The organism is Kitasatospora sp. NPDC101801, from assembly GCF_044766665.1.
GTDB lineage: Bacteria > Actinomycetota > Actinomycetes > Streptomycetales > Streptomycetaceae > Kitasatospora.
The window spans coordinates 1-17,978 of record NZ_JBIWML010000058.1 but is presented as its reverse complement, the minus strand read 5'-3'; the positions used below and the strand labels follow the sequence as shown (position 1 = coordinate 17,978).

The 17,978-nt window shown below is 73.5% G+C and carries 2 protein-coding genes; both read right to left on the bottom strand.

Annotated elements, in window-relative coordinates; genetic code table 11:
* Positions 1 to 7: 7 nt before the first annotated feature.
* Positions 8 to 15,577 (bottom strand): SDR family NAD(P)-dependent oxidoreductase, encoded by a 15,570-nt coding sequence (locus tag ACIRPK_RS34490; RefSeq protein ID WP_403046264.1) that lies wholly within the window; start codon positions 15,575 to 15,577, stop codon positions 8 to 10.
* Positions 15,578 to 15,620: 43 nt separating this feature from the next.
* On the bottom strand, positions 15,621 to 17,978 hold a 2,358-nt coding region (locus ACIRPK_RS34485; RefSeq protein WP_403046261.1), incomplete at its 5' end, for an SDR family NAD(P)-dependent oxidoreductase.

Sequence of the window (17,978 nt, the reverse complement as noted above, 5' to 3'; positions counted from 1 at the left end):
TCGTCGCTCAGTCGTCGATGGAGAGGCCCTCGAAGGCCATGCTGATCAGGCTGTCGGCGTCCAGCCCGTCGATCGAGCCGTCCTGGTCGGTCGGGCCGTCCTGCTCCGCGCCGCCCTCGCCGGCGGCCGACTCGCCGCCCAGCTCCAGCAGTTCGTCCAGCAGGCCGGCGATCCGCAGCCGGTCGATCGGGATCTCCCGCAGGATGCGGCGGATCCGGTCCTCCTCGGTGCCGACGGCACCGGCCGGGTCGGCCCCGGTCTCCGGGACCAACACCTCACCGAGGTGCAGGGCCAGCGCCCTGGCGTTCGGGTAGTCGAAGACCAGCGTGGCCGGCAGCCGGAGGCCGGTGGCCGCGTTGACCTGGTTGCGGAACTCGACCGCCGACAGCGAGTCGAAACCCAACTCCTTGAAGGCGCGGTCGGGTTCGACCGCGTGCGCCCCTGCGTGACCGAGGATCGCGGCCGCCTGGGTCTGCACCAGGTCCAGCAGCACCTCGGCCCGCTCGGGCGCCTGCAGGCCGGTCAGCCTGGCCAGCAGGCCGTCGGCGGAGACCGCCCCGGCCGCTGCCGCGGCGGCTCGGCGCGGGCGGCCCCTGACCAGGCCCCGGAAGACCGGCGGCAGTTCGTCGCCCGCCTCCGCCAGGGTCCGCAGGTCGAGCCGGATCAGCAGCACCGCCGGGTCCGTCAAGGTCCCTGCGAGGTCGAAGAGTTCGAGGCCCCGCCCGGTCGGGATCGCCCCGATGCCGACCTTGCCCATCCGCCGGACGTCGGCCTCGGCCAGCTCACCGGCCATGCCGCCGTCGGCCCACAGGCCCCAGGCCAGCGACTGGGCGGGCAGGCCGTGCGCCCGCCGGTGCGCGGCCAGCGCGTCCAGGAAGGCGTTGGCCGCCGCGTAGTTGCCCTGCCCCGCGTTGCCGAGCGTGCCGGCCGCCGAGGAGAACAGCACGAAGGCGGTCAGGCCCATCCCGCTGGTCAGCTCGTGCAGGTTGAGCGCCGCGTCCACCTTCGGGCGCAGCACCCGGTCCATCCGCTCGGGCGTCAGCGAGCCGATCGCACCGTCGTCCAGCACACCCGCGAGGTGCACCACCCCGGAGAGCCGACGGTCGGTCAGCAGCGCGGCCACCGAACCCCGGTCGGAGACGTCGCAGGCGGCGATCTCCACCTCGGCGCCCAGCCCGGCCAGTTCGGCCCGCAGCTCGGACATCCCGTCGGCGGCCGCGCCGCGCCGGCTGACCAGCAGCAGGCTGCGGACCCCGTGCTCGGTCACCAGGCGACGGGCCACCAGCCGGCCCAGCAGACCGGTGGCCCCGGTCACCAGCACCGGCCGGTCCGTGGTCCGGTCGAAGCGGGTGGCCGGCTCGGCCGGCTCGCCCTCGGCGACCGGCACCCGGGCCAGCCGGCCCGCCAGGACCGTACCGCCCCGGACCACCAACTGCGGTTCACCGGTGGCCAGGACGGCGGCGAGCGCCTCGGCCTCCGCGGCCCGCCCGGCGTCCAGGTCGGCGAGCACGATGCCCTCGGGGTTGCTCAGCTGGGCGGCCCGGACCAGGCCCCAGACGGCCGCACCGGCCAGGTCGGTGACGTCCTCCCCCGGCAGCGCGACCGCGCCCCGGGTGAGCACCGCCAGCGTGGCGGCGGCGAACCGCTGCTCCGCCGACCAGCTCTGGAGCACCGCGAGCACCCGGTGGGTGGCGGTGCGGACCGCTTCGGCGTCGTTGCCGCCGTCGACCCGCAGCACCACCGTGCCGGACACCGCCGACCCGTCGGCGGCGACCGTCTCCCAGTCCACCGCGGACACCGGCCCGACCGGTCCGGCCGGGGTCACCGGCGTCCAGTCCAGCGTGAACAGGCTGTCGTGGAAGGCCGTCCGGCCCGCCGCCAGCTGGGCGTCGGAGACCGGGCGGGAGACCAGCGAGCGCACCGACGCCAGCGGGTTGCCGAGGGCGTCGGCGATGGCCAGCGCCACGGTGTTCTCCCCCGTGGGCGAGATCCGGACCCGGACGGCGGCCGCACCGGTCGCGAAGAGCTCGACGCCCGACCAGGAGAACGGCAGCACCCGGCCGCCGCCCTCCCCGTCGGTGCTGTCGTCGGCGCTGTCGTTGGCGAGGATCGCCGCGTGCAGGCAGGCGTCCAGCAGCGCCGGGTGCAGCCCGAACCGGGCCGCCTCGGTGTGCGTCTCGACCGGCAGCGCGACCTCCGCGAGGATCGACTCGCCGTCCTGCCAGACCGCCCGCAGGCCCTGGAACACCGGACCGTAGCCGAAGCCGATGGCCAGCAGCCGCTGGTAGCCGTCCTCGATGTCCACCGCCGTCGCACCGCTCGGCGGCCAGGCGGTCAGGTCGAAGGAGGGCGCCCGGGTCTCGTCGGTGAGCAGACCCTCGGCGTGCAGGGTCCAGCCCGTCGCCTCGTCGCCCTCCAGGTGGGAGTGGATGGTGACCGGACGGGCACCCGTCCCGTCCGCCGCACCGACCGCGACCTGGAGCTGGACGCCCCCGCGCTCCGGCAGCACCAGCGGCGCCTGGAGCGTCAGCTCCTCCAGGACCCCGCAGCCCAGCTGGTCGCCGGCCCGGATCGCCAGCTCGACGAAGCCGGTGCCGGGGAACAGGGTGGTGTCCCCCACCACGTGGTCGGCCAGCCAGGACTGGGTGCCGGCGGCGAGCCTGCCGGTGAGCACCAGGCCCGCACCGTCCGGGAGTTCGACGGCCGCACCGAGCAGCGGGTGCTCGACGGCGTCCTGTCCGACCGAGGCGACGTCGTTCACTCCGGCCAGCGCGTCCACCCAGTAGCGGGTCCGCTGGAAGGCGTACGTCGGCAGGTCCACCCGGCGGGCGCCGGAGCCGGCGAAGAAGGCCGGCCAGTCGACCGTCACACCGGCGGCGTGCAGCCGGCCGAGCGCGGTGACCAGCGTCGTGCTCTCCGGACGGTCCCGGCGGACGGCCGCGACGAACAGCGCCCGGTCCGACTCGACGCTCTGCTGGGCCAGCCCGGTGAGGATGCCGTCGGGGCCGATCTCCACGAACCGGGAGACCCCACGCGACTCCAACTCCCGTACGTTGTCGGCGAACCGGACCGCGTCGCGGACGTGGCCGACCCAGTACTCCGGGTCCGTGACGTTGCCGGTGGTCACCACCGGGGTCTTCGGCTCGGTGAAGGTCAGTCCGCTGACGACGGTGCGGAACTCGGCCAGCATCGGTTCCATCAGCGGCGAGTGGAAGGCATGCGAGACACTCAGGCGCTTGGTGCGCTCGAAGCCCTCGGCGATCCGCAGCACGGTGGCCTCGTCACCGGACACCACCACCGAGCGCGGGCCGTTGACGGCAGCGATGCTCACCTGGTCGGTCAGCAGCGGGAGGATCTCCTCCTCGGTGGCCTCGATCGCCACCATCGCACCGCCCGAGGGCAGTTCCTGCATCAGCCGGCCACGGGCCGACACCAGCTTGGCCGCGTCCTTGAGCGAGAACACCCCGGCCACGTGTGCGGCGGCGATCTCACCCACCGAGTGCCCGGCCAGGAAGTCGGGCCGCACACCCCAGGACCGCACCAGGCGGTACAGCGCGACCTCGAAGGCGAACAGCGCGCTCTGGGTGTTGACCGTACGGTACAACTCGTCGGCATCGTCGCCCCAGACGACATCCCGCAGCGACCCGCCCAGCTCCGCCAACACCTCGTCGAAAGCAGCCGCGAACACCGGGAACGCGGCGTGCAGTTCACGCCCCATCCCGAGCCGCTGCGACCCCTGACCCGTGAACAGGAAGGCCACCTGCGCGCCCGGCCGGGCCAGGCTGACGCTGCCGCCGCCCGCCGCCAGCTCGCGGAGCGCGGCGAGCAGTTCCGCCCGGTCGGCGCCGACGGCCACCGCCCGCTGGTCCAGCGCGGACCGCGAGGTGGCGAGTGAGAACCCCAGGTCGGCCGGGGCCAGTTCGGGCCGGGCCTCGACGTAGTCGGCGAGCCGGGCCGCCTGGGCCGGGATCGCGTCCACGTTCTTCGCCGAGACCACCAGCGGCACCACCGGCAGCTCGGCGGCCACGGTGACCGGCTGGGCCACCTCCGCCGGGGCCTGCTCGATGATGACGTGGGCGTTGGTGCCGCTCAACCCGAAGGAGGAGATGCCGGCCCGGCGCGGACGGCCGGTCTCCGGCCAGGCCCGACGCTCCGTCAGCAGCTGGACGTTGCCCTCCGTCCAGTCCACCTTGGAGGTGGGCGCATCCACGTGCAGGGTCTTCGGCAGCACCCCGTTGCGGATCGCCTCCACCATCTTGATGATGCCGCTGACACCGGCCGCGGCCTGGGCGTGCGCCAGGTTGGACTTGATCGAGCCGAGCCACAACGGCTGGTCCTCCGGCCGGTCCTGACCGTACGTGGCCAGCAGCGCCTGCGCCTCGATCGGGTCACCCAGCGTGGTACCCGTACCGTGCGCCTCCACCGCGTCGACCTCGGCGGTGGTCAGGCCGGCGTTCGCCAGCGCCTGCCGGATCACCCGCTGCTGCGAGGGCCCGTTCGGCGCCGTCAGGCCGTTCGAGGCACCGTCCTGGTTGATCGCGCTGCCCCGCACCACCGCGAGCACCGGGTGCCCGTTGCGCCGCGCGTCCGACAGCCGCTCCACCAGCAGGACGCCGACACCCTCGGACCAGCCCGTGCCGTCGGTCGCCTCGGCGAACGACTTGCAGCGCCCGTCCTTGGCCATCCCGCGCTGCCGGCTGAAGTCGATGAACATGCCCGGGGTGGACATCACGGCCACACCACCGGCCAGCGCCAGCGACACCTCGCCGGAGCGGAGTGCCTGGACCGCCATGTGCAGCGCGACCAGCGAGGAGGAGCAGGCGGTGTCGACCGTGACGGCCGGGCCCTCCAGCCCCAGGGTGTAGGCGACCCGGCCGGTCACCAGGCTGCCGCCACTGGTCGTGGCGGCCTCCGGGCCGAGGCCGTAGTCGTGGTACATCACGCCACCGAAGACGCCGGTCCGGCTGCCCTTGAGCGAGAGCGGGTCGATGCCCGCGTGCTCGATCGCCTCCCAGGACGCCTCCAGCAGCAGGCGCTGCTGGGGGTCGATGGTGACCGCCTCGTTCGGGGAGATCCCGAAGAAGTCGGCGTCGAAGTCGGCGGCGTCGTACAGGAATCCGCCGGTCCGGGTGTACGTGCGGCCCGGCTTGCCCGGCTCCGGGTCGTAGAGCGCGTCGAGGTCCCAGCCACGGTCGGTCGGGAAGTCCGACACCGCGTCGACCCCGTCCAGCACCAGCTGCCAGAGGTCACCGGGCGACTCCACGCCGCCCGGGTAACGGCAGGCCATGCCGACGATGACGATCGGGTCGTCGGTCAGCGGCGTCACCACCGCGACCGGGGAGGCGGACTCGGCCTCGGTACCGGCCAGGGTCTCGCCGATGTGGTCGGCGACCGCCTGGGCGCTCGGGTAGTCGAAGACCAGGGTGGCGGAGAGCCGGATGCCGATCACCGTGTTCAGGCGGTTCCGCAGCTCGACGGCGCTGAGCGAGTCGAAGCCCAGCTCCTTGAAGGCCCGGTCGGGCTCCACCGCGTCGATCGAGGCGTGGCCCAGGACGGCGGCCACCTCGGTCCTGACCAGCTCCAGCAGGGCCCGGCCGCGCTCGGCGGCGTCGAGGCGGGCGAGCTGCTGCCCGACCGCCGAACCCCCGCCGGCCCCGGCCCGCGCCGTCTGCCGGGCCGGGGCCCGGACCAGTCCGCGCAGCAGGCTGTGCAGCGAATCGCCTTGGGTGCGCAGGGCCTTGGGGTCGATCCGGAGCGGCACCAGGACGGCTTCGCCGGTCGCGATCGAGGCGTCGAACAGCGCCAGGCCCTCGGCCTGCGGCAGCGCGGGGAGACCCAGCTTGGCCATCCGCTGCTCGGCGTCGTCGAGCGAGTGAGCACCGCTCATGCCGGTGGTGACGCCCCAGAGGCCGAACGCCATCGAGGTGGCCGGCAGACCGGCCGCCCGACGGTGCAGCGCCAGCGCGTCCAGGAAGGTGTTGGCCGCCGCGTAGTTCGCCTGACCCGCCGCCAACACCATGCCACCGGCCGACGAGAACATCACGAAGAACGCCAACTCATCGCCAGCGGTCAGCTCGTGCAGGTGCCACGCGGCATCCACCTTCGGCGCCAGCACCGCATCCAACCGCTCCGGCGTCACCGACGTGACCACACCGTTGTCCATCACACCCGCGACATGCACCACACCCACCAACGGACGCTCCAACGAAGCGAGCAGCACCCGCACCGCCCCGCGATCCGCCACATCGCACGCCGCGATCTCGACCGCAGCTCCCAGGGCCGCCAGCTCGGCCGCCAACTCCCGTGCGCCCGGAGCCTCCAGGCCCCGACGACTGGTCAGCACCAGACTCCGGGCCCCGTGCTCGACCACCAGGTGCCGAGCCACCACCGCGCCCAGACCACCCGTGCCACCGGTCACCAGCACCGTACCGTCGACCACCGACGGCACCGCACCCTCGACCGCGCCGACCTTCGCGAAGCGCGGTACCCGCACCACACCGGCCCGGACCGCAGCCTCCACCTCACCCGAAGCCACCACCGCACCCAACGCGGCGCCCGACTCCGGCAGGCCGTCCCAGTCGACCAGGACGAACCGGCCCGGGTTCTCGGCGACGGCGGCGCGCACCAGACCCCACACCGGAGCCTGCACCACATCCACCACATCACCGTCGGCCGCCACCACACCGCCGCGCGTCAGCACCACCAGGCGCGAGTCGGCGAACCGCTCGTCGCCGAGCCACTCCCCCACTACCCCCAGCACCCGGCCGGCCAACTCCCTGACCCCACCGGGCACATCAGCTGCCTCAGGCGTCAGGCACTCCAACAGCACCGCCTCGGGCACCACACCGTCACCCGTCAACGTGTCCCAGGCGGGCAGCGAACCGGTACCGGAACCGACCGGAAGCACCGGCCACTCCACCCGGAACAGCGACTCCACCCCACGCCCCGCCGACAACTGCTCCGACGACACCGGCCGCCCCACCACCGACCGCACCGACAGCACCGGCACACCCACACCGTCGGCGACGGCGAGGGCGATGGTGTGCTCGGGGCCGACCTGCGAGATCCGCACCCGGACCTCGTTGGCGCCGGCGGCGTGCAGGGTGACTCCGTTCCAGGAGAACGGGAGCACCGGCTCTCCGTCGGGACGGTCCCCGGCATCCAGCAGGATGGCGTGCATCGCGGCGTCCAGCAGGGCCGGGTGCAGGCCGAAGCGGGCGGCTTCGGCGTGCGACTCGGCCGGCAGGGCCACCTCGGCGAACAGCTCGTCACCGCGCTGCCAGGCGGCCTTCAGGCCCTGGAACACCGGCCCGTAGGCGTAGCCCTGGGCGAGCAGCAGCTCGTACGCGTCGCCGGTGGCGACGGTGGTGGCACCGGCCGGCGGCCACTCCGAGAAGTCGAACGTCGGCGCTGCGGCACCGGAGGTCAGCACACCCTCGGCGTGCAGCGTCCAGTCCCCGCCCTCGTCCCCCTCGATGCGGGAGTGCACCGTGACCGTCCGGGCACCCGAACGGTCTGCCTCGCCCACCGCGACCTGGACCTGCACCGAGGCGCCCGGCGGCAGGATCAGCGGCGCCTGGAGCGTCAGCTCCTCCAGCAGGTCGCAGCCGACCTGGTCACCCGCCCGGATGGCGAGTTCGACGAAGCCGGTGCCCGGCAGCAGGACGTTGCCCAGCACGTCGTGGTCGGCGATCCAGGCGTGGGTGTCGATCGACAGTCGCCCGGTCAGCACCGCACCGCCGGAGTCCGGCAGTGTGACGACGGCGCCGAGCAGCGGGTGGTCGGCCGAACGCAGCCCGGCGGACGAGATGTTGGTGGTGTCGCCGCCGAACCAGGAGTCGGCCAGGTACTCGTTGGTGTCGACCCAGAAGCGCTGACGCTGGAAGGCGTACGTCGGCAGGTCGACCCGGCGGGCACCGGTGCCCGCGAATCGGGCGGCCCAGTCCAGCTCGACGCCCCCGGTGAACAGCCGCCCGAGGGCGGTCACGAAGGTCGCCGCCTCCGAACGGTCCCGGCGCTGGGTGGCGACCAGGACGGCGTCCTCGGACTCGACGCTCTGCTGGGCCAGCCCGGTCAGGATGCCGTCGGGGCCGATCTCCAGGAACCGCGTGACACCCGAGGACTCCAACTCCCGGACGTTGTCGGCGAACCGGACCGCGTCCCTGACATGGCTCACCCAGTACTCGGGGTCAGCGAACGAACCCGACGCCACCACCGGTATCACCGGCTCGGCGAAGCTCAACTCACGGACCACCGAACGGAACTCGGCCAGCATCGGGTCCATCAGCGGGGAGTGGAACGCGTGCGAGACACTCAGCCGCTTGGTCCGCTCGAAGCGGGCCGCGATCTCCAGGACGGTGGCCTCGTCACCCGACACCACCACCGAACGGGGGCCGTTCACCGCCGCGATGCTCACCTGGTCGGTCAGCAGCGGCAGCACATCCTCCTCGGTGGCCTCGATCGCCACCATCGCACCACCCGAGGGCAGTTCCTGCATCAGCCGCCCACGGGCCGACACCAGCTTGGCCGCGTCCGCCAGGGACAGCACCCCGGCCACATGCGCGGCCGCGATCTCACCCACGGAGTGACCTGACAGGAAGTCGGGACGCACACCCCACGACTCCACCAGACGGAACAACGCCACCTCGAACGCGAACAGCGCACTCTGCGTGTTCACCGTACGGTTCAACTCGTCGACATCGTCGCCCCAGACGACATCCCGCAGCGACCCGCCCAGCTCCGCCAGCACCTCGTCGAAAGCAGCTGCGAACACCGGGAACGCACCGTGCAGTTCACGCCCCATCCCCAACCGCTGCGACCCCTGACCCGTGAACAGGAACGCCGTCCGACCCCGCGACCGACCCGATCCGCTCACCACAGCCGGGCTGGTCCGCCCGTCCGCCAGCGCCCACAGCCCGGCGAGCAGCTCGTCCCGGTCGGCGCCGACCACGACGCCACGGTGCTCAAGCACCGCCCGCGAGGTGGCCAGCGACCAGCCCAGGTCGACCGGGGCCAACTCGGCACCTGAGTCCAGGTGTTCGGCGAGCCGGGCCGCCTGTGCCCGCAGCGCCTCGGGGTTCTTCGCCGAGACCACCAGCGGCACCACCGGGAGGGCGGCCGTCACGGTCACCGGCTGCTCCGCCTCCGCCGGGGCCTGCTCGATGATCACGTGCGCGTTGGTGCCGCTGAGCCCGAAGGAGGAGACGCCGGCCCGGCGCGGACGGCCGGTCTCCGGCCAGGCCCGGTTCTCCGTCAGCAGCTGGACGTTGCCCTCGGTCCAGTCCACCTTCGTCGTCGGCGCGTCCACGTGCAGGGTCTTCGGCAGTACCCCGTTGCGGATCGCCTCCACCATCTTGATGATGCCGCCGGCACCCGCCGCTGCCTGGGTGTGGCCCAGGTTGGACTTGATCGAGCCGAGCCACAACGGCTGGTCCTCCGGCCGGTCCTGACCGTACGTCGCCAGCAGCGCCTGCGCCTCGATCGGGTCACCCAGCGTGGTGCCCGTACCGTGCGCCTCCACCGCGTCGACGTCGGCCGTCGTCAGACCGGCGTTCGCCAGCGCCTGCCGGATCACCCGCTGCTGGGACGGCCCGTTCGGCGCCGTCAGGCCGTTCGAGGCACCGTCCTGGTTGATCGCCGTGCTGCGCACCACCGCGAGCACCGGGTGCCCGTTGCGCCGCGCGTCCGACAGCCGCTCGACGAGCAGCATGCCGACGCCCTCCGACCAGCCCGTGCCGTCGGTGGCGTCCGCGAAGGACTTGCACCGGCCGTCCTTGGCCAGGCCCTTCTGCCGGCTGAACTCGACGAAGACCTCGGGGGTGGACATCACGGCCACACCACCGGCCAGCGCCAGCGAGCACTCACCCGAACGGAGCGCCTGCGCCGCCAAGTGCAGGGCGACCAGCGAGGAGGAGCAGGCGGTGTCGATGGTGACGGCCGGGCCCTCCAGGCCGAAGACGTAGGACACCCGGCCGGAGGCGATCGCGCCCGTGCTGTTGTTGGCCGCGTAGTCGTGGTACATCATCCCGGCGAACACGCCGGTCGAACTGCCCTTCAGCGTGCCCGGGTCGATCCCGGCCCGCTCGAACGCCTCCCAGGAGGTCTCCAGCAGCAGGCGCTGCTGCGGGTCCATGTACAGCGCCTCGTTCGGCGCGATGCCGAAGAAGGCGGGGTCGAACCGGTCGGCGTCGTGCAGGAAGCCACCCTCGCGGGTGTACGTGGTGTTGGCCCGCTCACCGGTCGGGTCGTAGACCTGCGCGGTGTCCCAGCCACGGTTGACCGGGAAGTCCGAGACCGCGTCGACCCCGTCGGCCACCAGCCGCCACAGGTCCTCCGGCGACTCGACACCGCCCGGGAACCGGCAGGCCATGCCGACGATGACGATCGGCTCGTCGTCCGTCCCCGAGGCCGTGGCGGCGACCGCGGCGATCTCCACCTTCGCGCCCTGGACCGCGTCCAGCAGGTAGGCCGCCAGCGCGACCGGCGTCGGGTAGTCGAAGACCAGGGTGGCGGGAAGCCGGCGGCCGACCGCGTCGCTGAGGCTGTTGCGGAACTCCACGGCGGTGAGCGAGTCGAAGCCGAGGTCCTGGAAGTGCCGGTCCGGGTCGACCGCCTTGGGGTCCGGGTGGCCCAGCACGGAGGCGGCCTGACCGAGCACCAGGTCGAGCAGGGCTCCCGGCCACTTGTCCTCCGGCAGGGAGGCCAGCTTGCGTTGCAGGGCGCCGCTCTCGGTCTTCGCGCCGGCCTTCCGGCGGCGGGTCGCCGGGGCCAGGCCCCGGAACACCTCGGCGAGGTTCTCACCCTGCGACCGGAGCGAGGCGAGGTCGAAGCGGGTCGGCACGGTGATCGGCTCGTCGGTGCGCAGCGCGGCGTCGAAGGCCAGCACGCCGTCCTCGGCCGACAGGGCGAACATGCCGCCCTGGGAGATCCGGGAACGGTCCGCATTCGCCAGCTTGCCGGCCATGCCGCCGGCCTGGTCCCACAGACCCCAGGCGAGCGAGTGGGCGGTCAGGCCGTTGGCCCGGCGGTGGGCGGCCAGCGCGTCGAGGAAGGAGTTGGCCGCCGCGTAGTTGCCCTGTCCGGGCGCGCCGAGCAGACCGGCGGCCGAGGAGAACAGCACGAAGGCGGCCAACTCCCGGTCGGCGGTGAGCTCGTGGAGGTTGAGTGCGGCGTCCACCTTCGGGCGGAGCACGGTGTCGATCCGCTCGGGGGTGAGCGAGCCGACCACGCCGTCGTCCAGCACACCGGCGATGTGCACCACAGCGGTCAGCGGCAGGTCCCTGAGCAGTTCGGCGGTGGCCCGACGGTCCGCCAGGTCCACGGCGGCGTACTCGACCTCGGCGCCCAACTCGCTCAGCTCAGCCGCCAGTTCGGCCGCCCCGGGGGCGTCCGCGCCGCGTCGGCTGACCAGGAGCAGCCGGCGCACGCCGTACTCGGCGGCCAGGTGCCGGACGAACAGTCCGCCCAGCGCGCCGGTGGCACCGCTGACCAGGACGGTGCCCTCGCCGTCGAGCACGACGCCGCCGTCGGCGGGCGCCGTGACCCGCGCCAGCCGGGCCGCGCGCAGCACACCCTGACGCACCACCAGCTGCGGCTCACCGCCGGCGACGATCGCGGCCACCGTCGCCGCGTCCAACTCCCCGTCCAGGTCCACGAGCTGGATGCGCTCGGGGCTCTCGGACTGGGCCGAGCGCACCAGGCCCGCAGCGGCTGCGGCGGCCAGGTCGGTGACGTCCTCACCCGTCAGCGCGACGGCGCCCCGGGTGACCACCAGCAGGCGGGCGTCGGCGAACCGGTCCTCGGCCAGCCAGCGCTGGACCACTTCGAGGGTCCGGTAGGTTGCGGTGCGGACCGCCTCGGCGTCCGAGCCCCCGGTGACCTCCAGGGTCACCACCGGGGCGACCGCGCCACCGTCGGCGACCTGGGCCCAGTCGGCGTACGCCACCGGCGCGGCCGGGCCGTCCAGGGTGACCGGCGCCCAGTCCAGGCGGAACAGCGAGTCCTGTCCCCCGGAGCGGGCGGCGGCGAGCTGCTCGCCGGAGATCGGCCGCAGCACCAGCGAGTCGACCGAGGCCACCGGGCGGCCTTCGCCGTCCGCGACGGCCAGCGCGAGGCCGCCCCCGGTGCCGGTCGGGGTCAGCCGGACCCGGGCCACGGCCGCGCCGGCCGCGTGCAGCGAGACACCGGACCAGGCGAACGGCAGGGCGCCCTGCTCACCGATCGCACCGGTGAACACGGCCGCGTGCAGGCAGGCGTCCAGCAGCGCCGGGTGCAGCGCCAGCCGCTCGGCGTCGGACTTCGCCTGCTCGGGCAGGGCGACCTCGGCGAAGACCTGGTCGCCGACCTTCCAGACGGCCTGCAGGCCCTGGAACACCGGACCGTAGGCCATCCCGGCAGCCGTGAACCCGTCGTACAGACCGCCCAGTTCGACCGGAACGGCACCGGCCGGCGGCCACTGGGTCAGCTCCTCGCCGGTCCGCCGGGCACCGGGGACCAGCACGCCGGTCGCGTGCCGGGTCCACGGCACGTCCGCGTCCGCGCCCTGCGGGCGGGAGTGGAAGGTCACGCTGCGGGCCCCGCTGTCGTCGGCGGGGCCGACCGCGACCTGCACCTGGACGGCACCGATCTCGGGCAGCACCAGCGGCGCCTCCAGGGTGAGTTCGTCCAGCAGGTCGCAGTTGACCTGGTCGCCGGCCCGGATCGCCAGCTCGACGAAGCCGGTGCCGGGGAACAGCACCGAGCCGCCGACCACGTGGTCGGCCAGCCAGCGCTGCGAGCCGATCGAGAGCCGGCCGGTCAGCACCACGCCGTCGGTGTCGGCCAGCGTCACGGCCGCACCGAGCAGCGGGTGTTCCGCCGAGTCCAGACCGGCCGAGGTGACGTCCCCGAGGCTGGGCTGGGCGTCGATCCAGTAGCGGGCGTGCTGGAAGGCGTAGGTGGGCAGGTCGATCCGCTCGGCGCCGGAACCGGCGAAGAACGCCGACCAGTTGATGCCGACACCGGCGGTGTGCAGCCGGGACAGCCCGGACAGCGCCGCCTCCGCCTCGGCGCGGTCCCGGCGCGCCAGCGCCACGAACACCGCGCTCTCGGCCTGGGTGGACTGCGGGGCCATCCCGGTCAGGATGCCGTCAGGGCCGATCTCCACGAAGCGGGAGACCCCGACCGACTCCAGGTACTGGACGCTCTCGGCGAACCGGACCGCGTCACGGACGTGGTTGACCCAGTACTCGGGGTCGGTGACGCTGCCGCTGGCCACCACCGGGATCGTCGGCTCGGTGAACAGCAAGGTCCGGACCACGGCGCGGAAGTCGGCCAGCATCGGGTCCATCAGCGGCGAGTGGAACGCGTGCGAGACGCTCAGCCGCTTGGTCCGCTCGAAGCCCTCGGCGATCCGCAGCACGGTGGCCTCGTCACCCGAGATCACCACCGAGCGCGGGCCGTTGACTGCGGCGATGCTCACCTGGTCGGTGAGCAGCGGGAGGATCTGCTCCTCGGTGGCCTCGATCGCCACCATCGCACCGCCCGAGGGCAGTTCCTGCATCAGCCGGCCACGGGCCGACACCAGCTTCACCGCATCGGAGAGCGACAGCACCCCGGCCACGTGCGCAGCGGCGATCTCACCGACCGAGTGCCCGGCCAGCAGGTCGGGCCGCACACCCCAGGACTCCACCAGACGGTACAGCGCCACCTCGAAGGCGAACAGCGCGCTCTGGGTGTTGACCGTACGGTTCAACTCGTCGGCGTCGTCGCCCCAGATCACCTCACGCAGCGACCCGCCCAGCTCCGCCAGCACCTCGTCGAAAGCAGCCGCGAACACCGGGAACACGGCGTGCAGTTCACGCCCCATCCCGAGCCGCTGCGACCCCTGACCCGTGAACAGGAACGCCGTCCGGCCGTCGCCGACCACGCCCTTGACCACACCTGCGGCCTGCCCGCCCTCGGCCACGGCGGCCAGCCCGCGCAGCGCCGCCGCACCGTCACCCGCCAGGACCACCGCGCGGTGCTCCAGCGCCGCCCGCGAGGTGGCCAGCGAGAAGGCGACGTCCCGGGGGTCGAACTCGTCGGCCCCGCCGAGGTGTCCGGCGAGCCGGGCGGCCTGGTCCCGCAGCGCGTCGGCGCTGCGGGCGGACAGCAGCCACGGCACCGGCACGTCGGCTGCGGGCTCGGGCCGCACCACCGGCTCGGCGGCGGGCTCCGCCTCGGGGGCCTGCTCGATGATCACGTGCGCGTTGGTGCCGCTCACGCCGAAGGCCGAGACGCCGGCCCGGCGCGGGTAGCCGTGGTCCGGCCACTCCTGGGCCTCCGTCAGCAGCCGGACGTTGCCCGCCGACCAGTCGACGTGCGAGGACGGCTCGGTGACGTGCAGCGTCTCGGGCATCAGGCCGTGGCGGATCGCCATGACCATCTTCATCACACCGCCGACACCGGCCGCCGCCTGGGCGTGGCCGATGTTGGACTTGATCGAACCGAGCCAGAGCGGCCGGTCCTCGGGCCGGGCCTGGCCGTAGGTGGCCAGCAGTGCCTGGGCCTCGATCGGGTCACCCAGCGTGGTGCCCGTGCCGTGGCCCTCGACCAGGTCGACCTGGCCGGCGGGGACCCGGGCGTTGGCCAGCGCCTGCCGGATCACCTTCTGCTGGGCCAGGCCGTTCGGAGCGGTCAGCCCGTTGGAGGCACCGTCCTGGTTGATCGCCGAACCCCGGATCACCGCGAGCACCGGGTGCCCGTTGCGCCGCGCGTCCGACAGCCGCTCCAGCAGCAGCACACCGGCGCCCTCGGACCAGCCGGTCCCGTCGGCCGACTCCGAGAACGCCTTGCAGCGGCCGTCGGGGGCCAGGCCACGCTGACGGCTGAAGGCGATGAACGGCGACGGGGTTGACATCACCATCACGCCACCGGCCAGCGCGAGCGTGCACTCCTTGCGGCGCAGCGCCTCGGCGGCCAGGTGCAGCGCGATCAGCGAGGAAGAGCAGGCGGTGTCGACCGAGAGGGACGGGCCCTCCAGACCGAGCACGTAGGAGACCCGGCCCGAGATCACCGAGGACGCGCTGGCCGTGGTCATGTAGGCCTCGGCCACCTCGGGCGCGGCGTCCAGCAGGTCCTCGTAGTCCTGGATGCCCGAGCCGGTGAAGACGCCGACGCCCGCACCCCGCACGGTGTCGGGGCTGATGCCCGCCCGCTCGAACGCCTCCCAGCTGATCTCCAGCATCAGCCGCTGCTGCGGGTCCATGGTCAGGGCCTCGCGCGGGCTGATGCCGAAGAAGCCGGGGTCGAAGTCGGCGACGTCGTGGACGAACCCGCCCTCCCGGACGTAGCTGGTCCCGGACCGGTCGGCATCGGTGTCGTGGTCGATGACCCAGCCGCGGTCGGCCGGGAACTGCGTCACCGCGTCCCGGCCCTCCGCGACCAGTTGCCAGAGCTCCTCCGGCGAGGTCACCCCACCGGGATACCGGCAGCTCATCGCCACGATCGCGATCGGCTCCAGGTCCTCGCTCTCGATCTGCTGGAGCCGCTGCCGGGTCTGGTGCAGATCGGCAGTGACGCGCTTGAGGTAATCGAGGAGCTTGTCGTCGTTCGCCATCTCAGTCCCACCGAGTCCTTTGGTCCTAAAGCCCGTTGCCCGCTCAGGCGAGGCCGAGTTCCTTGTCAATGAAGTCGAATACGTCGTCGGCCGAGGCACTCTCCAACTGCCCGCCGACGTCCGGGCCCTGTCCCGCTCCGAGGCTCTCGTTCAACCGGGCGAGCAGCGCCTGCAGCCGGGAGGTGAGGCGGCTGGCCTCGATCTCCTCGCCGGAGAGGCCGTTCACGACCTCCTCGAAGCGGTCGAGTTCGGCCAGCAGCGGCAGCGCGGGGGTCCCGCCGGCCGGGACGAGCTCGGTGCGCAGGTACTCGGAGAGCGCCAGCGGCGTCGAGTGGTCGAACACCATCGAGGTGGGCAGCTTCCGGCCGGTGGCCGCGCTGAGCGACTCCCGCAGGTCGACCGCCGCGACCGAGTCGAAGCCGAGCTCCTCGAAGGAACGCCCGGCCTCCAGCGTCGCCGGGTCCTCGTAGCCGAGCAGGTCACCGACGTGCTTCCGGACCAGGTCGAGCAGGGTCCGGCTCTGTTCCGGCCCGGACAGGGCCGCTAGCTGCTCCACCAGACCCGAGCCGGCGCCCGCCTCCCCCGGCTCGGCCGGGCCGGCCAGCGCGGTGCGGACCTCCGGGATGGCGTCCAGCAGCGGTCGGGGCCGCGCGACCGTGAAGGTCGGGGCGAACCGCGACCAGTCGAAGTCGGCCACCACGACGTTGCTCCCGTCCTGGCCGACCGCACGCCGCAGCGCGGTGATCGCCAGCTCCGGCGCCATCGCGGGCGCGCCGATCCGGCGCATCAGGGCGCCGAGTTCGGCATCGACCATGCCGCCGTCCCAGGAGCCCCAGGCGATCGCGGTGGCCGGACGGCCCTGCGCCGCCCGGCGCTGGGCCAGCCCGTCCAGGAAGGCATTGGCACTGCCGTACGCAGCCTGGCCGCCGCTGCCCCAGACGGCGGAGCCCGAGGAGAACAGCACGAAGGCGTCGAGCTTCTGGTCGCCCAGCAGCTCGTCCAGGTGGGCGGCACCGAGCACCTTGGCCCGGCCGACCTCGGCGAACTCCGCCACGGTCAACTCGCCGAGCGGGGCGATCCGCTGGGCCACCCCGGCGGCGTGCACCACGGCGGTCAGCGGACGGTCGGCGGGGACCGAGTCGAGCAGCGCGGCGAGTGCGGCGCGGTCGGCCACGTCGCAGGCCGCGACCGTCACCTCGGCGCCGAGCGCGGTCAGTTCACCGACCAGCTGCTCCACCCCGGCGGCGTCCCGGCCACGACGGCTGGTGAGCACCAGGTGCTCGGCCCCTGCCGCCGCCAACTCCCTTGCCACGTGGGCACCGAGACCACCGGTGCCACCGGTGATCAGGACCGTGCCGTGCGGCTGCCAGGGCTCCCGTGCGGCCGACTGCTCGGCGAGCGGCGAGCGCACCATCCGCCGACCGAGCACCTTGCCCTGACGGATCGCCAGCTGGTCCTCGCCCCCGGTCGCCGTGACGGCGTCCAGCAGTTGGGCGAACGCGGACCGGTCGGCGGTCGGCGACAGGTCCACCAGTCCGCCCCAGGTGTCGGGGTGGTCGAGCGAGAGGCTGGCGCCGAGACCCCAGACCGCCGTCTGCGACGGCACCGCGGTCTCCAGCGCGCCGTCCACCGCGACCGCACCGGCCGTGACCGCCCAGAGCGGCACACCGAGGGCCGCGTCGCCGAGCGCCTGAGCGAACACGATGCTGGCGACCAGACCACGGGAGAGCTCGGGGTGCGCCGAGTGCGGGGCGTCGTCCAGCGCGAGCAGGGACAGCACACCGAGCACCGGCTCGCCCTCGGCCAGCCGTCCGGCCAGCGTCGCCCGGTCCTCGTCGGCTACCTCGAACGGCACGGCGTGGGCGCCGCGTTCGGCGACCGCCGCCAGCACGCCGACCACCAGGTCGTCGGTCAGCCGACCCGCCGGGACGGCCACCAGCCAGGCACCGAACAGCGGTCCGCCCGACAGCTCGGCCACCGGCTGCCACTCCACCCGGTAGCGCCAGGAGTCGACCTGGGCCTGCTCGCGGTGGTTCCGGCGCCAGGCCGCCATCGCGGGCAGCACCTTGCCGAGGTCCGTCGAGTCGACACCCAACTGGTCTGCGAAGCGCGGGAGTTCCGTCCCCTCGACGGCATCCCAGAACGCCGACTCCGACGGGTCCGCAGCCCTGGCGGGAGCGGCGGCGGCCTCGACCGGCATGCTGTCGGCCCAGTAGAACTTCCGCTGGAACGCGTAGGTGGGCAGGTCGATCCGCTCGGCACCCTGGCCGGCGTAGTACGCCGCCCAGTCCACCGCGACACCCTGCGCGTGGGCGCGGGAGAGGCCGGTGAGCAGCTCGCGCTCCTCACCGCGCTCGCGGCGCAGGGTGGAGACGAAGAGGGCGTCGGAGTCCTCACCGAG